The organism is Neobacillus drentensis (assembly GCF_036965425.1).
Lineage (GTDB): Bacteria > Bacillota > Bacilli > Bacillales > Cytobacillaceae > Neobacillus > Neobacillus drentensis_F.
This window is the reverse complement of the sequence record NZ_JBALPP010000034.1, coordinates 18,905-41,528: the sequence shown is the minus strand read 5'-3', so window position 1 is coordinate 41,528 and position 22,624 is coordinate 18,905. Positions and strand designations below refer to the sequence as shown.

Sequence of the window (22,624 nt, the reverse complement as noted above, 5' to 3'; positions counted from 1 at the left end):
TATTTATCTATATTGGATATGGAGACAAAGTAATTTTTCCGGTTTTAATGATTTATGCCGTAAACTTAATAGGCAATATCTTTTATGTAGAATGGGTTAATGAAGCAAGAGAAAAGTATAATTTCATCACGATTAAGACGATTGTCATTAAGGTGATCTATCTTGCATTATTATTTACGCTTGTGAAGAGCTCCCATGATTATAAACAATATGCTTTTTTGTTAATTCTCACAACTTTTCTTAATAATATTGTAAGCTTCATATATATAAAAAGAAAAATTCATCTGGACTTTTCCAATATCACGATAAAAAAACATATTAAGCCCCTATTATTAGTGGTAGCTTTTTCTAATGCCAATATCCTTTATGTTCAACTGGATCGTTTCATGTTAGGGGAGTATATTAGTAATAAATCAGTTTCCTTCTATGTAATGGCACAACAAATAATGGGGATTATTAATACGCTAATGCTTAGTATTATTCAAGTAACGATTCCGCGTCTATCCTATCTATCTGGAAATGAAGATGAGGGCTCTTATCTCAAACTGCTAAACAATATATCTAAAGTTTATTTTGCGTTCTTATTTCCTGCAGCCATAGGCCTTTTCGTCACAGCTGATGCCGGAATTCTCTTATATGGAGGACATAAATATATTAGCGCCCAGACCACGCTGAAGGTTTTTGCCCTTTATATGATATCACTGGGGATTGATTCAATTTTATCGAATCAAGTTATTTATGTGAAGAAAAAGGAAAATGTCCTGGTTAAATTTGTCTTTATTTCTGGGATTCTTAACCTCATTTTTAAGATTGTTTTGTTACAAATGAACCATTTCAATCCAACAACAGCCATTTTGACTACTGCTATTTCTAATTTTCTATTAGTCACAATGGAGTATGTGTTTATCCGAAAATATTTAAAGATAGATTATTCTTTATTTACTTTCTCAAAAACGAAATATTTCCTGTATTCACTCATCTTTATCCCCATCCACTATCTGGTAAGGATGTTTATTTCTCATTACATCCCATTATTTTTAGTTACAGTTTTCGTTTGTGTAATGGTCTATGCGGCAATATTGTTTTTCACAAAAGACGAAGTTTTTTCATTGTTTCTTAATAAAATAAAAGGTCGTTTTGGAAGGACTGTATAGCAATAAGAGAGGGTATCCTAGTAGGGATACCCTCTCTTTCTAAACTATTATTTTTTCCACACTCCATCATTACCAAAAACATAGCCCTGAATGGTTGTATTTTTGGCCATAGACCCATCCGGCTTCAAGTAATACCATTTTCCATATTCATAAAGCCAGCCCGTTTTCATTTCTCCGTTGGTTTGCAGGTAATACCATTTATCACCAACAGCAATCCAGCCGATGGCCATCGCACCCTTACTGTCTAAAAAGTACCATTTTCCGCTTGATTGAATCCAACCGGTTTTCATTACTCCTTTGGTGTCTAAATAGTACCATTTTCCGGCTGATTGAATCCAGCCTGTCTTCATTACACCTTTATCATTAAAGAAGTACCAACTGTTATTTAAAAGCTGCCAGCCCTTCAGCAATTCGTCTGATTTTAGGTAATACCAATTTCCTCGGTCGTTTATCCAGCCTAATTGTAGACTCCCCTCATTGTTAAAGAAATATATTTTCCCGTCTAGTTCCTTCCACCCTAATTGCATGGTTCCATTAGTATTTAAATAATATTTCTTATTGCCTAAAGTAAGCCAGCCCGTATACATGGTACCGTCGTTAAGAAAGAAATACCATTGTTCTTGTATTTTTGCCCAGCCTGTGACGGGCACCCCCTCTTTATAGTACCGCCACTTTCCATTTTGCAATTTCCAGCCGAATAATTTAGGTGTATCAAAGGAAGTGTTTAGCTTTAATAAGGATTCATTGTTCCAAGCATCTACTGCGGAAATTTCGAGATTGTAGGCAGTTTCCGGAGATAAATTTGGAATTTCTGCATAAATCCGATTTTCTAAAGTTTCATTCTCCCAAAACTCCATATTTTTTGTAAAAATTACTTCCCCATTATTTTTAATGACATATTTATCAACCAGTGTATTGTCTCTTGCTGCGTCCCAGGAGAGAGTAGCCGAATCTCCACTAATATTTTTTTCCAGATTTATCTTTGAACTTTCCAAAAAATAAGGCTTTTCATCATCCTCATATGTTTGTTGGAAAGGTGTTGGAATCGTAAATGTTTGAATCCATGAACTCTTAGTGAAATCTCTCGCTTTTATTTCAACATGGTTTGCATAAACATTTACAAGCAGCCCTTGAGAAAACATCTTAGACCCGGAATCCGAATAGGTATAAGCAACCGAACCGGCATTCACCATAGTAAAACCATCCTGAAAAACCGTTCTAGGGTGATTCAAAAGATAATGAGAATGTCCTGAAAACAAAATGACTTGAGGATATCTATTCAATATATCTTTAAGTTTATTATCTTGAAATCCAGCCCCCCAATCATCGCTTCCATATACAGTATGATCAATAGCTTGATGAAGAAAAACAAAGATTGGTTTAGATGGGTCAGCATTTTTTGCCAAGGTTCTTTTAAGCCACCAATATTGTTCCTCCGTTATGTTGGCATGATCATGGTCATCAGGACTTGGAAACCCTTCTCCTCCAAGAGTAATAAAGTGGTAACCGTTAATCCACTTTTCATAATATATTTTATCTCCTGGCATCCCAGTCTTATCAAAAAACCTGTTCATATAAATCTGGGCATTCAATCCTGAGGGGGAATATACACCTTCAAAATATTCATGGTTTCCCATAGTAATGATTTTTTCAGATGCAGGGTTGATCGTTGAATTTAAAATATTATTAAAAGTATCATATTCTTGTTCTGTTCCATTATTAGTAATATCTCCAACCATCGCAATAGCCTGGTAATGTGGCGCAATCATTTGCAAATCATTCAGCGCTTTGATGAATCTATCCTTTTGATAGTCACCTCCAATGTGAATATCACTCATTACCGGAAATTGCAGCAAGGGCTGTTCTTCCTGTGCTTCCCCACCTGCTGCTTTAACGGTTGAGGGAGACTGTGGACATAGAATTATAAAAATAAAAAATATAAAAGTTAGGAATCTATATTTCAAAACTTTCTCTCCAATCACGAATTGTATATTGCTCTCTATTGAAGAATTTTATACCAATAATTGAAAGATTACTAGAATTGTTTATAATATTTCCCAATAATAAAAAGAGAGGTAAACCTAGTCTATTGTGAACTAAGTTTACCTCTCTTTTATTATATCAAGATAAATACTTATTTTTTTAATGTTCTTAAAAGGAATTTGGGCAAAATCAATTGCCTTTTCCAGCGCCATGGTTCTTTCATTAGACGGTAGAACCATTCAAGGCCAAGTGTTTGGAAAAGCTCCGGCGCTCGCTTGAGATTGCCGGAAATTACATCATATGATCCGCCGACCCCTTGAAAGATGTAGGGGGTAACTTTATCCATATGATTGACAATCCAATATTCCTGCGCAGGACTTCCTAATGCCACGAACATAATCTCTGGTTGATGTTGATTGATAGTATCGACGACCACTTTTTCATCTTTCTCATAGCCATGTAACGTCCCGACAATTTGAATACCCGGGATTTGCTTTTCAAGCTCCGCCTTTGCCGTGTCGGCAACCCCAGGCTTCCCGCCGTATAAAAAAATCCGTTTTCCCTGTGCCGCTGCTGTTTGGCAAAGCTTCAACATCATATCAATGCCTGTGACACGGCTGGTCACCTGTCCGCCCTTCAGCTTGGACGCTAAAATAACGCCAATGCCATCCGGGATTTGATAATCTGCCCGATTCAGAAGCTTTCTTAATTCTTCGTCCTCTTGAGCCTTCATAATTTTTTCCGGATTAATCGCCACAATAAATGACTTCTTTTTCTGGTTGATATCCTGCATTAATAATGAAGCAAGCTGGTCATAATCATAATTACAAACATCAACACCGAGAAAGTTTTCCTTCATAACGTACCACCTTTTGGACTTTACATATGAAACGAACTGCGGCAGAGGGTACCGGCCGCAGTCATTGTCCTAAATATTAACAATGTTTAGAATCCCCTAAAACACGGACATCAAAGCCGGCTTTAACCCAAGCTTCACGCGGAAGGCAATTTTTTGTATCCAGTACAATTTTAGAACGAACCAAATTGGCCGTTTGTTTTGGATCAAGAATCTTAAATTCATCATGCTCAGTTAAGATTAGAACAATATCCGCATTCTGTAAGGCTTCCTCAAGCTTTAAAGCCTGCTGAGGGAATTTCTGTTCTTTAATATGCGGGTCAAAAGCCGTTAGCTCCAGATTTAATTCCTTTAAATGATGGATAACCTCGACAGAAGGGCTTTCACGCATATCATCGATATTCGCCTTGAAGGAAAGGCCTAAAACAGCCACCTTCGGGTTCTTAATTTGCTGTTGTTCAGCAATTGTTTTCACTTTATTAGCTACAAATAGCGGCATGGAATCATTCGTTTGACGGGCAAGGTGAATGATTTTCGCATTTTCCGGATCCTGTTCGACTAGGAACCAAGGATCAACAGCGATACAGTGACCGCCAACACCTGGACCTGGCATATGAATATTTACGCGTGGGTGATGGTTGGCAAGCTTGATGGCCTCCCACACATTGACCCCAAGATTTTCGCTAACACGTGCAAGTTCGTTGGCAAACGCAATATTTACATCGCGGTACGTGTTTTCGATAACCTTTACCATTTCTGCGGTAGTCGCATCGGTTAAGAAAATTTCACCCTTTACGAAGGCGCGGTATAGATCGCGTGTTTTTGCTGAAGACTCTTCGTTAATCCCGCCGACAATCCGGCTGTTATTAACAAGCTCTTCAAACACACGACCCGGAATTACCCGTTCTGGGGAGTGAGAAATGAGAAGTTCCGTTCCCATTTCAAGTCCGCTCTCTTTTAATATCGGCATCATGACATCCTCAACCGTCCTTGGTGGAACAGTTGATTCAAGAATGACAAGATTTCCTTTTTCAAGATAAGGGACAATTGATTTTGTTGCAGCTTCAACATATTTCATATCTGCTGTTTTATCAGGGTTAATTGGCGATGGAACGGCGATAATAAATACGTCAGCTTTTTCAGGAGTAGTAGAAACGGTAAGATTGCCACTGTCAATCGCCGCAATAAGACGCTCTTCCAGACCATTCTCTTCAATATGAAGCTGTTTATTTTGAATTTTTTCTACGGCCGCAGCATTTACATCCACACCGTGAACATGAATGCCATTGTTGGCAAACATAACAGAGGTAGGGAGACCAATGTAACCAAGGCCGATGACACAAATTTTATTCATCAAGTGACTTCCTTTCATAACCTAACTTTAAAATGTCATTAAGCTTATATTTTACTTTAATAACGCAGTCTAGCCGCTAAAAAGTATGACGAATGAATTTTTCCCAACTAATTTTAACAAAAAACTTGACTAAAAGATACTATGAGGCGCAAATGTTGTCGTATATTGACAATTTCCAATATTAACGATAATCTAATAAGTTAGAGCGAATTATTATAGAAACGTTTTAAGGAGTAAACGAATGGGTTACAAAAAATTTTTTATTTATTTTCTTATCACAGGTGTGATTTTGGCTGGACTGTATTCATTATTCATTTATAAAAAAGATCCGCTTGGATACTATCATCTAAAAAAAGAAAGCCGCTACTATAGTAATAATGGCCGCTTTCAACTTCCTGCTTTTATTAAAAATTTAGATTACGATACAATAATCATCGGACCATCAATGAGTCAGAACTTTAATGAACAAACTATTGATCAGGAACTTCATGTCAAAAGCTTTAATGCTGCGTTATCAGCCGCTTCTGCCAGGGAACAAAATTATGTTTATCAGCTGGCAAATAAAACACATCACAACCTTAAAACTGTTTTTTGGGAAATTAATTTTGATTCCTTGTATGGGGAAAGCAATCGAGTTAATAATGATTCGGGAACTTTTCCTGCTTATTTATATAATACATTCCCATTAGACGATATTAGATATTTGTTTAGCTCTTACTCCGGAGAATTATACTTTGATTCTAGAGAAGCAGAGAAAACAAATGCTTCACTACGCACACCGTATAATGTATATAAATTTGGAAGTGGGATTCCAGGACAAACTCCAGAACAATTTAAGGATACAAAGGTTGTAAATAACCAAAATCCAGTGCCCGATGGGGTTTCTTTTCAAGATATGAAGGATAATTTCGATTCGAATATCCTTCCAGTGTTAAAAGAGCATCCTAATCAAGAATTTAAGCTTTACTATACTCCATATCCAATTACCTATCATGTAAATAACTATAATCGAAGCAAACAAGCCTTTTTGGACCGTTTAAAAATAAAAGAATATGTTTTCCAACAGGTTAAAGACCTGAATAATGTAGAAGTCTATGATTTTCAAACTGAAAAAAAAGTGACTTATACTATTTCTAATTACCTAGACGGTTCCCATTATTTCTCAACAATTAATGATTGGATGGCACAACAGTTCGCACAAAAAGCATATCTACAGTCAGAAGAGAAGATTCAAGAAAATAAAGTAAAGCTGCTTGAACAGGTAGAACATTTTAAATGGAAGCAATTAAAAACAGAAAAATAACAAAAGAGGCTGCCTTGAACAGCCTCTTTTGTTATTTTAAGATGCTAATTGATTCAAATCCGTCTGAATCAAAGTAATAGGACTTTCCATTAATCATTGTCCAGCCATGCTGCTCCGCACCATTGCTATTGTAATAGCGGTAAAACGAATAGTATCCGTAGTAATAATCGTAGCCATAGAAATTTATCCAACCTGTTTGCATAACGCCATCTTCATCAAAGAGGTAAATATTAGTACTAATACGATATCTTCCATCAGTTAGTAAATCTGAATATTCATCGAAGTAATACCATTTTCCTCTATAAGATAACCATGATTTTGTATATAATGCCGGAAATATTTTTTACCCTGTTACCATGACGCCAAAATCATTAGGATCTAAGTAATACCACCTACCGCCTGAAGAGAGCCAGCCGGTAAGAAGTTTGCCGTCACTTTTACTATAGAACCATTCACTTCCTTGTGCATTCCAGCCATTCGTTTTCATCGCACCGATGCTTCCAAAGAAATAATAGGCGCCATTGATTCTATGTATATTATACCAAAAAACAGTCCAAAAAATGGAAAAAGATAGTTTCTATATATTAAAATAGGAGATTATCATTCTCTTTTTGCAACAAAAAAGGCGACCGAAATATCAGTCGCCTTACGATCTTAATTTATTGGCTTCGAACCTGTCCATTTTCCATCAGTATTAAAATAATGAACTTCTTTGCCAATTGTTATATATGTGCCATGAACCATTAATCCATCGTTGGTAAAATAGTACCAATCCTTCCCGTATTTTAACCAGCCGCGGAGCTCGGCACCGTTACTTTTGTAATAACGGTATTCGTTCGTAGTTCCTTCCTGTTTAACCCAGCCAGTTACCATCGCCCCGCTTTTATTAAAGAAATAATAATCGGTGTTTACGAGGTTTCTGCCTATGACAGAATCTCCCTTAGAATTGAAGTAATACCACTTGTTTTTATATAGTAACCATGTTTTGTTATATAGGGCTCCGCTGCTTTTAGCATAGTGCCAATAGGTGCCATCGAAATACCAGCCATTTGCTTTCATTGCACCATTACCATCAAAATAGTATGGTGTGCTGCCAACCATGAAAACGCCAGTTACCATTTGACCGTAGGAATTCGCATCACTTTTTAAATAATACCATTTGCCGCTAAGTTGGATCCAGCCAGTTAACAACTGTCCTTTGTTATTGGCATAGTACCAAGCGTTACCGTCATTGGCCCAGCCTGTTTTCATGATACCATTGTTATCAAAGAAGTAGTGGGCATTGCCGATTTTCAGAACACCACCCGTTACCATCATACCTTCTTCATCAACGTAATACCATTTGCCACCATCGAGAATCCATTTGTTAGAGGCCATTACACCAGTAACCGGGTCAAAGTAAAATCTCACATCATCAATATCATACCAGCCGGTAACCATATTGCCATCTTCATCGTAGTAGTAGAGATTTCCGTCTTCATCTACTGTCCAGCCATATTCGATTCCAGGCTCATAATTTCCATCATAAATTACATCAACACCCTTGGCTAGAAGCTTGCCGATTACCTGCATGGTTTCTGAATCCTGAGTCAAGTCAAGATTTGGCATTTCAGTCATCCAGACAAATTGCAATTGAGTTAAATTTAATAATGGTGTTATATCAGATGCGGGATTTAAAGAAATATACAAGTCAACTAGATTTGTTAGTCCACTTAATGGCTGTAGGTTCGTAACTTGATTAGATTCTATATCGAGAGATGTTAAAGATGTTAAATTAGCAATTGGTGAAAGATCGGTAACATTATTCTCCCAAAGCGTTAAAGAAGTCAATTTCGTAAGGCTGCTTAATGCGGAAATATCTGTAATACCATTGTTTGTTAAATCTAAATTTTCTAGGTTTGTCAGCCCGCTAAGAGAAGAAAGATCGGTGAAGTTACTTTCTGTAACTCCTAAGCCTGTTAATTGTGGTACTTCGCTCAACCCAGAGAAATCACTTATATTATTACCGGATAAATCTACATACTTTAATACTGTTAGCCCGTTAAGCGTGGACAAGGTGCTGTTTATAAATTGGGTATATCCCAAACCTAAGTATTCTAAGCCTGACAAATTCGTTAATCCTGAGGCATCACTAATCGCATTGTTTGATAGATCTAAAAACTGTAATTGCAAAAGCCCGCTAAGTGAGGATAAACTGCTGTTAACAAGCTTATTATGATCGAGACCTACAAACATTAAATTGGTTAATTTGCTTAATGGTGATAGATTGCTAATATTGTTAAATGATAGATAAAGGGAATTTAAATTTACTGCATATTCGAGACCTGTTAAATCCGTAATGTTTAATTCTGTTGCATCTAAATCTGTTAGTGTCGCTAGTTTCCCTTGAGTGATGGCTGTTGTGGAGCTTATTCCTAAAGTCTGACGCACAGCTTTTGCCAAATTGGCATCCTTGAACTGAACCACATCGGTTGTTCCTTGCGTCACTGCGTTTGGTGTTTGCTGGCTTAATCTTGGTTTTTGCCTCTGCAAATCATTGAGTGCTTTTTGCTTAAAGGATTCTTTTGTCCATTTTGCCGTTTTGGCAGCGGCTGGCGCGGTTTGTGTAACCGTTTTGGTTTGTTCAGCTGCTTTCGTATTCAATGGAGCCATGAATGAAAGCGATAGAACAGAGGCCAGCATGATCTTGCTAAATTTCTGCATCTCTATTAACCCCCTAAATTTACTAGGTACATTATATCAAAGTATTCCAAATAAAGTGGAAAAAATTGAATAATTTATAAAAATAGAAATAATAAATTCAACATAAAAAAGCGAAACCATCTTGAGTGTGGTTTCGCTTTTTATAAACAATTTATTTAATCCAAGCTCCGTCGCTTCCGATTACGTATCCATCAATCGTTGTATTTTTGGCCATTGAGCCGTCAGAGTTTAGGAAATACCAGTGGCTGCCGGAATAAATCCAGCCAGTTAGCATTGCACCGCTAGGTCCTAAATAATACCACTCATTATTCGATAATAACCAGCCAGTTTTCATTTTGCCGTTTGAATCTAAGTAATACCATGTATCCCCATCTTTTACCCAGCTAGTCTGTTTTACATCGTTTTTGTAAAAGTACCAAGAGCCCTCAGAAAGTACCCAGCCATATTTAGTGTTACCAATCCGCTTCGAACCAATATAGGTTCTAGTATAGTAAGACTCTGATAAAGAGCTGACCTTAACCCCATTAGAAGATGCATGTACGAATTTATTGTCACCTATGTAAATTCCAACGTGCGATGCTCCAGCCTTATATGTGCTAAAGAAAACCAAATCGCCATCTACTAGATTACTTTTTGAAACGGCTTGTCCTTTTGTGTATTGGTCCGCAGCAGTTCGTGGTAAAGTAACCCCAGCTTTCTTGTATGTATAACTTGTAAATCCAGAGCAATCAAATCCGCTTGGAGATGATCCTCCCCATACATATGGAACGCCAATATAATCAAGAGCAATATCTGTAACCGTATCTCCAAAGGATGCCGCTTCTGTTTTATGTCCGCCGATTAATCCGCTCAAGAGTAAAGAACATGATAGTAGACCTGTAACCATTAACTTCTTCATGATAACCCCCGTGTTTCTTTTTCTCTCTTTTTTGTTAATTCTAGTATCTCATAAAATTTAATAGAATTAATTTACAGTTATTTTTTAATATTATTACAGGAATGTTTCAAAAATTGACCTTTTTCGACTTTATTATCGAATTTTTCAGAAAAACGTCAAAAAACAAAGAAAAACAGGCTTTACGACATGGCTGTTTTATGCTTTTTATCCTATTGATTACTGGGAAGTCGATGAAATATGTCAAAAATGAAACAAAGATTTTTCGACTATGACTTCATATTTATTATTCATTAATAATAAAACCACACCTTTCGTTTGAAAGGAGTGGTTCTTTGGTTTAGGCTATTTTGCAAAGATTGTTTTTTCGTATAGGTTCATCAACTCGTATAAAGTGATTTCATGGCATCTTTTCGTAAGAACATTTGTGAAAATTGCCTAGAAACTTTGTAAATGACCCTTAATAAGTTCTAAAAGCAACAAAGGTTACGAAAAGAGCCTTTGTTATAACATGGCGCCGTCTTTTCCTAGACGGTATCCGCCAATGGTGGTGTTGGCTGCCATATGACCGTCATTGTATAAGTAATACCATTTGCCGCTGACCTTGACCCATCCTGTTAGCATGACACCGCTGTTGTTCATGTAGTACCATTTACCGCCAGTGCTTACCCAGCCAGTTTTCATGGCTCCGCTTTGATCAAGGAAATACCACTTGCCTCCAGTGTACAGCCAGCCGGTTTTCATATCACCAGCAGGATTTAAATAATACCATTTGCCGTTAATATATTGCCAGCCTGTGAGCATGACACCTGAAGAGTTGAGGTAGTACCATTTGTCTTTATCAAGCTGCCAGCCTGTTTTGTATGTGCCGTCTTCATTGTAATAGTACCACTTGCCGCTGACGTATTGCCAGCCCCATTTTAAGTAACCATTGTTATAGAAGAAATAATTTTTGCCGTTAATGGTTTGCTTGCCAGTCAGCATTTTTCCGTTTGTATCAAAGTAATATTTATTCTGCCCCTCTTGATACCAGCCCGTCTTTAACGTTTCACCATTAGCAAACGTAAATTCATAAAATTCCTTTGCAATGTTGGCAATTTTGCCGGCCCATGCCTCATCGGAAGCATATTGATGGTAGCCGTTATTAAAACTCATGTTATCGAGGGTAGGCTGCGAATATGGATAAGCTGCATCCAAAAGATTCGTTTCTCTGTTTACATAGTTATCATTGATGAATTTTGCTCCATTAATAATTCCAATGTTAGGTGAAGCAAACGATGCTGCCCCATCTGTCGGATTGGAATCAACGGCCCCAATGCCGAAGAAATTATTTTTCGCTTTGGCTATGTCAGAAGTTCCCCATTTGGATTCGAGCCCTGAATGGGCTAATAGATAGACAGCATTAATCCCTGTTACGTTTTGCGCTTCAATATAGGAAGAACCCATACCTTTTAATTTGCTGCTCGGGTCCTTTGTTTTGTAGTCGATGAACCGGTTGATTTCGGTTGCTGTAATATTGGATGTTGTGTTTAACGGTGTAAATAACGAGATCTGATTGGTGACCTTGCCTACTTTTGTAAAATCATATGGGATGACGTTGCTGCCGCCTTCATTTGTCTGGTTGGCTTCGTTTTCAAGGTACCAGCCGTAAATCCAGCCCTCCACACCATCAGTTGTTCGAATTTTATAGTAACGGGTGGCCGCATTGTATTGAAGGACTGTTACCAAGGATTGACTGGGAATATCAATGTTTGTATCGATAAGGTTGTCATCCCGCAAATTTCGTTCTTTTTTCACAAGCCAAGTTTGGTTCAGTGGATTTTGGCTTAAGTATTCTATGTAAACCCAGCCAACTTGTCCGTCTGCCGTCTGGATTTTGGCGGCATTTCTTACCTGTTCAAGAACGGTAACCTGGTCATGAAGTGATAATACAGCAAAAGATGGTGCTTTAACGATGTTGGGATTTTCTTTAAAGACCGGTAATTTGACTGAAATGACTTGCTGTGTCGCTGAAGTCTCAGCTGCCGATACTTTGCCATGAAAGATCCCCATCAACAAAAGGACAACTAAAAAACTACGAAAAACTACTTTTTTCACTTTTTTCTCCTCTCAATCTATTATTCTCTTTATAAGAGTATCATATTTTCCATGCGTTTCCACCTTAAATTCGACAATTGCCGCCACAAAATGTTATAGAATATTCATACATTTTTTATTTTTCCCGAATGTTTTTTTATAAAATTAATAGTGAATTAGAAAGGAAGTGAAATATGGCTTATAAACCTCGCACAGAACCCGTGATGTTAAAAATTCTTCGTTACTTAAATGCAAGGATGGTTCTTTCAGAAAATGAGAAACAGTATTATTTAACTCTTAAAAAAGGCTATGAAGGGGAGGTAAAGTTTGATTTATTGACTGAGAAAATTTCTAGTGAATGCTTTGTATTAAATGATTTATTGCTTGAGGTTAACAACACCCTATTCCAAATTGATACTACCCTTATTTTTCAAGACACTATTTACCTGTTGGATGTTAAAAATCATGAGGGAGATTATATTTTTGAATCTGGAGAGTTCTTCACGATGGCCCGAAAAGATATTAAGAATCCTTTGCAACAGCTAAAAAGAAGTAAATCACTGTTCCGTCAACTACTTCATAATCTTGGATATCATTTTAATATTGAATCAAATGTTATTTTTATTAACCCCGCGTTTACCTTATATCAAAACCCACTAAACGAGCCCATTATTTTTCCAACGCAGCTTGATCGTTATATGAAAAAGTTAGATACGATTCCATCAAAACTAAATAGCCGGCACAAAAAGTTAGCTGACCAATTAATTTCTTTACATATAAGAAAATCTCCATATACTCATAGTCCTAAATATAATTATGGGATGCTGCGAAAAGGTCTTTCTTGTGGTGTTTGTGACTCATTGTCGATTTTCGCAAGTGAGAAGAAATGCGTTTGTGCTGATTGTGGGCATGAAGAAGCTATTGATACCGCTGTATTGCGGAGCATTTTGGAATTAAAGGTGCTTTTTCCAGAGATGAAAATTACCACGAACCTGGTACATGATTGGTGCAGCGGGGAAGTTTCTATTAAGTCGATCAGAAGGATTTTAAAGCAAAATCTTACAACTAAAGGTAGTACAAGATTTTGTTTTTATGAGTAAATTGAAATTCTAGCAATTGAGTCCTCTTTTAGGATCGCGGAGAAGCTTCCATTTGTGTGACCATCATTAATTACAACACCCGAGCTTTTTTGACAGGCATTTGGACGCTCTCCTTTTTACCGCTTGCGTACTCTTTTCGCCTCGACGGGAATTAGGATGCTCTCCTATTTACCGCTTGCCAGCATTTTTCGCCTCGACGGGAATTAGGACGCTCTCCTTTTTACCGCTTGCGTACTTTTTTTACCCTAACGGGCATTTGGACCTTCTTCTAATTACCGTTTAAGCCCTTTTTTCATAACAACAGACAGTAGGAGCTGCCCTTATTGACACAAATGCTTATGACAAAAAAAATAAACCGGCACCAAGTGCCCGTTTATTTTTTCGCTGCTAACAGTTTATTTACTTTTTCAAGGTCTGCTACGGAGTCGATTTCATAGCTGTCATCTGGGTGGATTTCTTGAAGGTAAACATTTAAGTTAGGCAGGTTATTCTTGACGATTTCATCCCACCAGAATTCCACAAAATTGCCGCCTTCGACAGCTTCTTCAAGTTTCCCTACAATATAGCGTCCATCTTGCTCGGACCAGTAGGACACGCCGCAAAGAATGTACTCTTGATCACCGTCACCAACCTCGATATCGGTTACTTTGTAATCGTCATTGTAGCGAATCATCCATTCCCCTTTGAAATCGGGTTTGCGGGCGCTGAAATACATGGACGTCTTCGGTGCCTCTAACATGAAATTGCGGTCCAAGTAATTATCCCCATCAATTACATAAGAATCCGGCAGATATTCCCTCACTAAATACATAGTGTACATATTGTTATAAACATCGTATTTATCATTGTGAATGAGTTTTACACCGTACTTCTCTTTTAAATACTCAAACTTTTCCGCTAAGTAGCCGGTTACCACAATGATTTCCGAAACACCGACTTCTTGTAAAAACTCCACCTGTCTCTCAAGCATTGGTTTCCCGTTTACGACAGTTAGTGCTTTAGGTGTTGTCAACGTTAGTGGACGTAATCTGGTGCCCAGCCCTGCTGCAAGAATAATTGCCTTCATTTAGCTGAAATTCCTTCCTCTTGAAAAATTTTATTACGCCGTTTTCCTGCCTTTGAGAAGATTCATCCATTTGAGTTCCTCTTGGCTGGCGACCGTAATAATGGATCCTAATAAAATCATTATACTAAAGAACACAAGCTTAAAGGTAATCGGTGTGCCTAAAATGATGAAGCTTAACAGAATCGCCCAGGCAGCATACGTAATATTCAAGGCCATCGCACGGGTTGGACCCATAACGTAAATCGCTTTGTAATAATATACATAAGAAGCTGTTCCAGAAAGGGCAATCAACGCGATCAAGAAAAACTCACTGCTCTTAAATACTTCACCCACAAGCGGATACGCCTTGAAAAATGGCAGTATCAACACTCCATAGGTGACAGCCGAAACCAATTGACGAATTTGCAGAGCTTGCTCTGGTGTGATTTCATCATCCTTCATACCGTATGCGAGAATAACACATTCCATCCCCCAGCCGAAAATGCATAAAAGGATAAACGAGAAACCAAGAATGTAACTTGGTGACGGTTCGCCGCCCGCAAAGCCTAATAAGAAAATAAATAAAATACTAATAAAAAGTCCGATCCAGTTTTTTACCGTTAATTTATCCTTTAAGATTAAGAAAGCAAAAAATGCACCAATCGCTGGGTACACGGCTGAAATGGAAGCCGATAAGGAAGCACCCAAATACTTAACCGCAAGTACGTAGCCCGTCATTCCAATTGGTCCGCCGAGTAACGCGCCCAGCATGACAAACCGCCCGCTTCGGGTCGTTAATTTTTGAAAAGGAACCTTGACTTCCCCTCTGATCGTCATATAAATCAGCATCCAGACACTGGACAATAAATCATGGAAAAAGGTACTCACTAGCGGTGCAAGGAAAATCACCAAATCGGAGGATACGAACAATGCTTTTGATAATACCATTCCGATTAACACAGTGTCGAGAGCCCAAGTGAATCCGGAAATCAATCCGAAAAGTAATCCTTTATTTTTTATATTCATATGCCATCTCCCTAATTAAGTCATGTTTTAAATTCTCTCTGCATCTATTAAAGCGGTCAATTCCGTAGGTGCCAAAATCGTCGCCCTTCGCCTCTTTAATAACTGTCCAAGTGCTCCAAAGGAAATCCTGGAAAATTTTATTCATCAGCACTCGCTGTTGAATTTCAAGCGGGACTTCATCCTGCTGCAAATAAAGAGTTAAAAATAATTCCTCCTCTTCAGGAGTAAAGTTACTTTCCATGGAATGTCCAGCAAGATCCCACATTGGGTCGTTCATGCCGCTGTATTCCCAGTCAATTAGATAAAGCTTATCTTCCCCGCTTTTCACCATATTTTCAGGCACCGGATCAATATGACACGGTGTAAGTTTTATATCCATTCCTTGATAAATTCGCTTCAGAAGCATAACCTGATCTTTTACTTCCTTAAATGGGTGATAGGGCTGCCCACCCGCCTCAATCATCAACCGCTCATACTCATCCATTTTTTCAAACACATCAAAGTAGTTAGCCATCTTGAGACCCGAGTTGTGCAGCTTTCTAAAGTTAGCCGTTGTCAGTTCCATGATATCTTGGCGCTTTGCCATTTTGCTGTTTAACGTCTCGGCATTTGGAATCAGTTCGGCAATCTTTACGCCAGTTTCTTCATTAAAATACAGCAACTCGGTATCGATGCCTAACTTACTTACCAGTGCGGCATTGAATTTTTCCTCACGGCGGTTAATCATCGATTCCGTTCCATTGCCTGGGATTCGAAGCACGTACTCTTTTCCTTTGATAACGACTTTAAAGTTTTTGTTCGTCATGCCGCCGAACGGCTGGATGTCTTCAATGTCCTCATAGGCAAGGTCAAGGGCATCCATTAAATGACTTTTTATAAAAATTTCACGGAATTCCGCTTCCTTCCGTTTTAACATCGGATAGGTTTTTTCGATAACTGTTTCATAGTGCTTCCGAGTATCAATTTCGCCCCAAATCAAATTATGCATCTTTAAGTAGCCAATATTAAAGTGGCGGGAAATGTCTAGCAGCATATATTCATAGTGTATAAGTGGGTTTTTATTGTTTTGTTGATATTCGCTGACCATTTTGGAATACACGTCATAGGAAATCTTGCTGATCCCAATCATTTCGCCATCGATACGGTTAAATTGATGAACGTCTTTTGAAATTTTATGAAGGTAGCCATTTTGGATTTCGACAAACGCTTCGTCACCGGAGCCGCTTTCATTACTGATCAAGACCGTGTCACGCTGCGGATGCTGCAGGATTTCTCTAATTGCCCGCTCTTCAATTAAAATATCATCCTCAACTAACAAAAAATCGCTGGTGATAAATGGCTGAGCCGCTGCCAGGGATGCCATCGATCCAGTCCATTTGTATTTAGAATTATGGACAAACTGGATGTGACTGAATTCAGGATGATCCTTGAATGCTTCCGGATTGTATCCAGTGACCAGTACGATATGGTTGATGCCATTTTCCTGGAGGATATCCAAATTCCTTTGCAGGAGTGTGGTGCCATCGATTTCCATTAGTCCCGCAGGCTTGTTGAATTCCTTGCGTGAACCCGCTGCTAAAATTACGGCCTGTTTAATTTCTGTTAATGGTTCTTGATGGATATTAACTTTTTTATGATGGTATGCCTCGATTCCGCTTTGTAAAAATTCGATTCCTTTTTGTTTCAAATAATAGCTGATATTTCTGCCTTTTTTTTCACTATATATTAAGTCCCCGTGGGTTAAATCATGGATTAGATAATTCACCTTGCCGATAGAGATGCCGCAAAGCTCCGCCATTTTCTTTTGATTTATGTTCGAATTTTTATTAATTGCTTCTAATAATTGAAGTAAGTGCTGTTCCATATGGGGTCGGCCCCCTCCTCTGATGAATTCAATATTTGAATGCATTATCATTGTAACGCAGCCCAGAAATTCTGTAAATAAAAAAGTCGTTTTGGGGTTAGTATTCGCAATATAGCAGGAAATAAAAAAGAAGATGGAATAATCCATCTCCATTAAAGATTTAGAGCTTCCTGTGCCAGCATAATTCCAGCTGCCTGATTTTCTTTCCAAATGGTATCAAAATTAGCAAGCGGCACTGGTTTACTAAACGTATGGGTAGAAATTTCCGGTGTGAAGCCCGGCATCTTCATGTCTTGAATAAACCAATCCGTAAAGCCGCCCCCGCTTGGATTAGGGCCTGGAAATACAAGACTATAACCTGTTAAATTGGAGTACTTTACAGCAATTTTATAATCGCGATCATACTCTTCTTTAGCTTGATGGAAATTCCAATAAAGGATACGTCCTGAAGAGTGATAGGCAACAGCCATTTTAAACTGATGCGCTTTCGTAAAATTGTAAACCGCCTGTACTTCTGGTTCACTTAATGGCTGATACCCTTTAAAGTTTTCAGGGGACGGCTTGCCTGTGTTACCCGCAATGTTCGCCCAGTCCGCTGGATACTGACGATTTAAATCTACCCCTCTGATATTCGCTTTCCATGAGGAAAAATCAGTATTGTTCCCGTTCAGCTGTAATACATAGTTGGGGTCTTTCGCCGTGAAGCGCCCTTCCTGGACAAGCATCACACCATCTGGATTAACCATCGGTACAAACCAAATGGAAACCTTATTGAGAAGTGCTTTAACATTGTAAGTATTGAAATTGCGATTTGCTGAATAAGAGGATGCATATTGATCAAGCATTTCCATTAAAACATTCGTGGTCATATGCTCTCGGGCATGGTGAGAACCATTTAAAAAGATTTCCTTATCCCCTTTTCCCAGCTTTATCGCATAAATATTCCTGCCATCAACAGACTTCCCAATTATCTGAGTCTTGATAAAACCCGGGAAATTCTTTTGAAATTTATTAATGTCTGCTACCATGTCATTGTAGGAAAAAGCCTGCTTTGGATTCACAAGATTGGCTATCCATGCACCGCTGCTTCCTAACGTGTAACCTTGAACCGTCGTATTTTTGGCCATTATTCCATTGGAATAAAAATAATACCAGCCATCGTCAACGATCAGCCACCCATTTGCCATTGCCCCGGAAGCTTTCAAGTAATACCAATTGTTTTGATAATAGAGCCAGCCGGTTTGCATCGATCCATCTTGTTTTAGATAATACCACTGATTATTCACAAGTACCCAGCCGGTCGCCATCGCACCATTTTTATTCAAAAAATACCACTGGTTTTGATAAAGTAACCAACCAGTTTGCATCACACCTGTTTCATTAAGGTAATACCATATATTTTGGTCCTTAATCCAGCCGGTTTGCATAGCCCCTGAGTCTGGATTGAAATAGTACCATTTACCATCTATGAGAACCCAGCCTAATTGCATGGCACCCGTTTGCACATCAAGGTAATACGTTTGCTCTCCTTCTTGAAATAAACCTTTCTGAAGAGCTCCTGACTCAGGATCAAAATAATATCTTTGACCGCTGATTTCCATCCAGCCTTTTGCTTTTTCTTCACCAATATAATAGTAAATAACCCCATTTTCCTCAACCCAGCTTCCAGCTGGAATAACTTCTGCCTTGACGTTAATGGAATCCTTAGTAACCGGTTGTTCGCTTGAATCAGCCGTTGGAGTTTTGGCATCGGCATTTGTTTCACCATTTAAAGCTTCATCTGTCCCTGGCAAGCTTTCGCTACCAGCAGATACTGCTCCTGTATTTACCGTTTCCTCAGCCGCCGCTTCAATTGGAAAAGCCAATAGGTTAAACAGTAAAAGGTTAATCAATATTTTTTTCATTCTCAATCTCCCAAATAAAAATATATGAAACTATGAAACTCTAATTTCACCATTTCTCAGAATATCATAGACAAATTTCGAAAAAAAGTGACAAAAGGACTGTGCACATGCACAGTCCTTTTAATCCTATTTATATACAGGAACATCAAAATATAAAGTATATGAGCTTAAAGAATCATAGATTTTTTTGATATTAGTGACCTGCTTGACTGCCCAGCCAATATCGGTCGCATATTGATGATTCACATTGAGTGCATTCCATCTCATTTTATAAAGTGTATTCTGTGGGGTGGCAGCGTTAATATAGCCATTGCCAATGTAAGCTGCACCGCCGATAATCGCTGCTTCCGGTGTAAACCAGCCCTGCTTATATGCATATTCTGCTCCGCACGTATTTGGGCAGCTGTCAAAGGCATTAATGCCATACATGTTATAAACAGCTTTTGGCTCTACCGGTTTTCCATCCACCGTACTTACGATAATTTTTCCAGTTGATAGTGGAGATGTACCATTTCCGGTTTCAAGCAAGGCATGTGAAATGAGATATACTTCATTGACATTGTTTTGCTTGCCGGCTTGTATAAACGCAGCGCCCATATTTTGCAGAATCCCTTTTCCGTATAGGACCTTAGAATTAATATCCTGTGCATCGGCACCGGCAGTCTTATTTAACTGAAGGAATTGGAAATACTCTGCGCTCGTTGAACTAAAGTTGTTCGGATTCACATAGTAAGACAAATCTGATTCTTTTGCATTCCGCCATGTGTCATATTTAATTTGGTACCAGGTACCGACAGTTGCGACAATTTGGACTTGAGCATTCTGCTTTAAGGTCCCGAAAATAAAAGAAGTTGCATTCGTCTCTTCGCGAACATTTAACGTAGATGAAGTGACCACACCCTTTGTTGGGTCCTTGGCATCTTTTAATACATACGTATTGCTGACATACGCCGGGCTGTTTCGATATTTATCCGTTTGTGGACTTTTTTGCATTTCCATGTCAATCATTTGCTGCAACGTTAGGTTATATGTTGTGGTTTTTATAACTGGCCCAGGGTTCCAGACACCATTATCGAAAAAGTTATAGGTCTTGCCGTCGATGACTTGCTCGCCGGTAACCATTTTTCCATTAACGTCAAAATAGTACCACTGATTATCCAGCAACAGCCAGCCAATAAACATATCGCCACTTTTCGTTAAATAGTACGTAGCGCCGTTATCCGTTAACCAGCCGGTTTGCATGATCCCATCGATGTTCATCAAATACCATTTTCCATTGACGAATGCCCATCCAGTAGCCATTTTCCCGTCGCTGTTCAGATAGTACCACTTATTATTCTCCAGCAGCCAGCCGGTTTGCATCTCGCCGGTTGTGGAAAAATAATAACGATAGCCACCGTCGGCCAGCCAGCCGATTTGGGCAGCCCCATCGGATCCAAAGTAATAGGATTTGCCATCGGCAGCCAGCCAGCCGGTAATCATCATCCCATTCGTATCAAAATAATACTTTTTGCCGCCGTCCGTTAGCCAGCCGGTTACCATCGCTCCATCTGCACCGAAGAAGTACTTTTTATCGCCTTCGGTCAGCCAGCCTTTTAAGGCCTTACCATCCGCACCAAGATAATACTTTTTATTCTCATTTTGTATCCAGCCGCCGGTTTGCATAACCCCATCTGCACCAAAATAGTATATTTGGTCCGCAATGGTTTGCAAGCCAGTCAGCATTTTTCCTTCTGAATCAAAGTAAAAGTTTTTTTCTTCCTCGGTCAGCCAGCCCTTGTACATGGCACCATCCGTGCCAAGGTAATAGGTGCTGCCGCCATCTTGCAGCCAGCCTGTCTGCATAATGCCATCTGCCGGTGCAAAGTAATAACGGGCTCCATCAATGGTTTGCCAGCCCTTGGTCATCGTTCCCTCTTGAGCGAAGTAATACTTTTTATCGTTTTCGGTCAGCCAGCCTTTATACATGACGCCGTCTGTGCCGAGATAGTAAGAATTCTCGCCTTCGGCTAGCCACCCGGATTGAAGGGACCCATCTTGAGCAAAATAATAGCGTGCACCATTAATGGTTTGCCAGCCCTTAGACATCTTGCCGTCCAAACCGAAGTAATATTTTTTATCTCCTTCGGTCAGCCAGCCCTTGTACATGACTCCATCTGTTCCTAGATAATAGGAGTTTCCGCCGTCTTGGAGCCAGCCGGTTTGCATCGCTCCATCTGCACCAAGGTAAAAGCGTTTATCCCCCTCGCTAATCCAGCCGACCTGCATCGTACCGTCCTTAGCGAAAAAATATTTTTTTTCATTTTCGGTCAGCCAGCCTGAAAAAATTTGGCCGTTCTGGCCAAAATAATACTTCTTATCTCCATCGGTCAGCCAGCCTTTATGCATCGTACCGTTCTGGTCGAAATACATCACATACGCTCCATCGCGGAACCAGCCGGTAATCGGCGCTGTATTAAGGGCTCCTGATGAGGCAAAAACATATGGGTTACCATCAATCATTTTTTGGCCGGTAACCATAGCTCCACTTGTGCTTAAGTAATATTTTACATTTTTATCTACGATCCAGCCGGTTTTCATGGCGCCACTTTGGTCGAGGAAATACCAGCTGTTTGCATTAAGTAACCAACCAGTCTTCATCACACCGCTCGGCTGCAGAAAATACCAAATATTATTTTCCTTGAGCCAGCCAGTTTTCATGATTCCTGTATTCTTATCAAGGTAGTACCATTGATTTTTATACAATAGCCAACCGGTCTTCATCGCCCCATTACTTCCAAGATAATACCAGCTATTTTTGTATTGCACCCAGCCGGTTACAGCTTTGCCTGTGGAAGTATAGTAATACCAATTGTTATTCTGAAACTTCCATGAATAGGTCACAGCCGCTTGAGTACCTGATGCAGACGAGGAGAACAACATGCCTGCCAGGACCAAAGCAGTGATCCGTTTTTTCTTCAATCTCTTTCCCCCCACTAAAATTACTCTATCTATTAAACTATTATTTTTACTTTTGAAAAAGTTGCTTAAGGATGAGGATGTTACGTGGAAAATAGGTCAAATTAATTAACCAATTAAAAAAATCACTATGACAATTATACTGAACTTCCAGATTTATGGATATGGAAAATCTAGTAAAAAAACTCTATTAACCTAAACTTCCTAAGACAACTTTCTCATTCAAAACAATTATGTATACCTATATTGTCTCATTTTGTCACATTTTTTCAACAAAAAATTGAAAATTGTGTCGTTTTTAACATATTTGTCATATGAAGTTAATAATTGGAACCACAAAAAAGACGAACAGATTGCTCTGTCCGTCCCACGTGTACAAATGTCCACGAATGGTGCCTGACAC

The 22,624-nt window shown here is 38.9% G+C and carries 16 protein-coding genes and 1 pseudogene; 3 read left to right on the top strand and 14 right to left on the bottom strand.

Annotation, left to right across the window (positions count from 1 at the left end; all coding sequences use genetic code 11):
• Positions 1-1,154: oligosaccharide flippase family protein (locus V7161_RS09185; protein WP_335444328.1), on the top strand; the 1,154-nt coding region annotated here is incomplete at its 5' end.
• A gap of 47 nt (positions 1,155-1,201) precedes the next feature.
• Here the strand turns inward: V7161_RS09185 and V7161_RS09180 are convergent.
• The 3 genes from V7161_RS09180 to V7161_RS09170 form a co-directional block, all read right to left on the bottom strand.
• Positions 1,202-3,118, bottom strand: coding sequence for a metallophosphoesterase (locus V7161_RS09180; RefSeq protein ID WP_335444326.1), 1,917 nt, complete (start codon positions 3,116-3,118; stop codon positions 1,202-1,204).
• A gap of 170 nt (positions 3,119-3,288) precedes the next feature.
• Positions 3,289-3,996: a WecB/TagA/CpsF family glycosyltransferase gene (locus tag V7161_RS09175; protein ID WP_335444323.1), complete on the bottom strand. Its 708-nt coding sequence runs from the start codon at positions 3,994-3,996 to the stop codon at positions 3,289-3,291.
• A 76-nt stretch (positions 3,997-4,072) separates the two neighbouring features.
• Positions 4,073-5,350: a nucleotide sugar dehydrogenase gene (locus V7161_RS09170; protein ID WP_335444321.1), complete on the bottom strand. Its 1,278-nt coding sequence runs from the start codon at positions 5,348-5,350 to the stop codon at positions 4,073-4,075.
• A 238-nt stretch (positions 5,351-5,588) separates the two neighbouring features.
• On the opposite strand from V7161_RS09170, the gene V7161_RS09165 reads away from it, so the two are divergent.
• Positions 5,589-6,650 carry a hypothetical protein gene (locus tag V7161_RS09165; RefSeq protein WP_335444319.1) on the top strand — a complete coding sequence of 354 codons (1,062 nt, stop codon included), beginning with the start codon at positions 5,589-5,591 and terminating at the stop codon, positions 6,648-6,650.
• A gap of 31 nt (positions 6,651-6,681) precedes the next feature.
• On the opposite strand, the gene V7161_RS09160 is transcribed toward V7161_RS09165, so the two are convergent.
• The 6 genes and pseudogenes from V7161_RS09160 to V7161_RS09140 form a co-directional block, all read right to left on the bottom strand.
• Positions 6,682-6,852, bottom strand: coding sequence for a hypothetical protein (locus tag V7161_RS09160; RefSeq protein WP_335444316.1), 171 nt, complete (start codon positions 6,850-6,852; stop codon positions 6,682-6,684).
• Positions 6,853-6,924: 72 nt separating this feature from the next.
• A pseudogene (locus V7161_RS30385) lies at positions 6,925-6,990 on the bottom strand (hypothetical protein); the annotation flags it as partial.
• Positions 6,991-6,993: 3 nt separating this feature from the next.
• On the bottom strand, positions 6,994-7,137 hold the full coding sequence (locus V7161_RS09155) for a hypothetical protein (RefSeq protein WP_335444314.1): 144 nt from the start codon (positions 7,135-7,137) through the stop codon (positions 6,994-6,996).
• Between the two features lie 167 nt (positions 7,138-7,304).
• A complete protein-coding gene (locus V7161_RS09150; RefSeq protein WP_335444311.1) occupies positions 7,305-9,353 on the bottom strand; it encodes a leucine-rich repeat domain-containing protein in 2,049 nt (682 codons plus the stop codon).
• 151 nt (positions 9,354-9,504) lie between these two features.
• The gene (locus V7161_RS09145) at positions 9,505-10,251 is read right to left on the bottom strand and encodes a C40 family peptidase (RefSeq protein ID WP_335444309.1); all 747 of its coding nucleotides are present in this window, start codon (positions 10,249-10,251) and stop codon (positions 9,505-9,507) included.
• A gap of 501 nt (positions 10,252-10,752) precedes the next feature.
• Positions 10,753-12,345: a glucosaminidase domain-containing protein gene (locus tag V7161_RS09140; protein ID WP_335444308.1), complete on the bottom strand. Its 1,593-nt coding sequence runs from the start codon at positions 12,343-12,345 to the stop codon at positions 10,753-10,755.
• Between the two features lie 173 nt (positions 12,346-12,518).
• Between V7161_RS09140 and V7161_RS09135 the strand changes: the two genes are divergently transcribed.
• Positions 12,519-13,424, top strand: coding sequence for a nuclease-related domain-containing protein (locus V7161_RS09135; RefSeq protein ID WP_335444305.1), 906 nt, complete (start codon positions 12,519-12,521; stop codon positions 13,422-13,424).
• Positions 13,425-13,797: 373 nt separating this feature from the next.
• Here V7161_RS09135 and V7161_RS09130 read toward each other — a convergent pair whose 3' ends face one another.
• From V7161_RS09130 to V7161_RS09110, 5 genes are all read right to left on the bottom strand, one after another.
• Positions 13,798-14,490: an NTP transferase domain-containing protein gene (locus V7161_RS09130; protein ID WP_335444303.1), complete on the bottom strand. Its 693-nt coding sequence runs from the start codon at positions 14,488-14,490 to the stop codon at positions 13,798-13,800.
• A 33-nt stretch (positions 14,491-14,523) separates the two neighbouring features.
• Positions 14,524-15,495, bottom strand: a complete 972-nt coding sequence (locus V7161_RS09125; protein WP_335444301.1) for a DMT family transporter — start codon at positions 15,493-15,495, stop codon at positions 14,524-14,526.
• The gene (locus tag V7161_RS09120; protein ID WP_335444300.1) at positions 15,479-17,359 is read right to left on the bottom strand and encodes an NTP transferase domain-containing protein; all 1,881 of its coding nucleotides are present in this window, start codon (positions 17,357-17,359) and stop codon (positions 15,479-15,481) included. The genes V7161_RS09125 and V7161_RS09120 overlap by 17 nt, the downstream gene beginning before the upstream one ends.
• A 152-nt stretch (positions 17,360-17,511) precedes the next feature.
• Positions 17,512-19,263 (bottom strand): M14 family zinc carboxypeptidase, encoded by a 1,752-nt coding sequence (locus V7161_RS09115; protein ID WP_335444297.1) that lies wholly within the window; start codon positions 19,261-19,263, stop codon positions 17,512-17,514.
• Between the two features lie 126 nt (positions 19,264-19,389).
• The gene (locus V7161_RS09110; protein WP_335444294.1) at positions 19,390-22,224 is read right to left on the bottom strand and encodes a glucosaminidase domain-containing protein; all 2,835 of its coding nucleotides are present in this window, start codon (positions 22,222-22,224) and stop codon (positions 19,390-19,392) included.
• Between the last annotated feature and the right edge of the window lie 400 nt (positions 22,225-22,624).

Bases quoted from the DNA above. Each gene is read 5' to 3' on its own strand.
- V7161_RS09175 (WP_335444323.1), bottom strand. From the start codon at position 3,996: ATGAAGGAAAACTTTCTCGGTGTTGATGTTTGTAATTATGATTATGAC.
- V7161_RS09165 (WP_335444319.1), top strand. From the start codon at position 5,589: ATGGGTTACAAAAAATTTTTTATTTATTTTCTTATCACAGGTGTGATT.
- V7161_RS09160 (WP_335444316.1), bottom strand. From the start codon at position 6,852: ATGCAAACAGGTTGGATAAATTTCTATGGCTACGATTATTACTACGGA.
- V7161_RS09155 (WP_335444314.1), bottom strand. From the start codon at position 7,137: ATGAAAACGAATGGCTGGAATGCACAAGGAAGTGAATGGTTCTATAGT.
- V7161_RS09150 (WP_335444311.1), bottom strand. From the start codon at position 9,353: ATGCAGAAATTTAGCAAGATCATGCTGGCCTCTGTTCTATCGCTTTCA.
- V7161_RS09145 (WP_335444309.1), bottom strand. From the start codon at position 10,251: ATGAAGAAGTTAATGGTTACAGGTCTACTATCATGTTCTTTACTCTTG.
- V7161_RS09135 (WP_335444305.1), top strand. From the start codon at position 12,519: ATGGCTTATAAACCTCGCACAGAACCCGTGATGTTAAAAATTCTTCGT.
- V7161_RS09130 (WP_335444303.1), bottom strand. From the start codon at position 14,490: ATGAAGGCAATTATTCTTGCAGCAGGGCTGGGCACCAGATTACGTCCA.
- V7161_RS09125 (WP_335444301.1), bottom strand. From the start codon at position 15,495: ATGAATATAAAAAATAAAGGATTACTTTTCGGATTGATTTCCGGATTC.
- V7161_RS09120 (WP_335444300.1), bottom strand. From the start codon at position 17,359: ATGGAACAGCACTTACTTCAATTATTAGAAGCAATTAATAAAAATTCG.
- V7161_RS09115 (WP_335444297.1), bottom strand. From the start codon at position 19,263: ATGAAAAAAATATTGATTAACCTTTTACTGTTTAACCTATTGGCTTTT.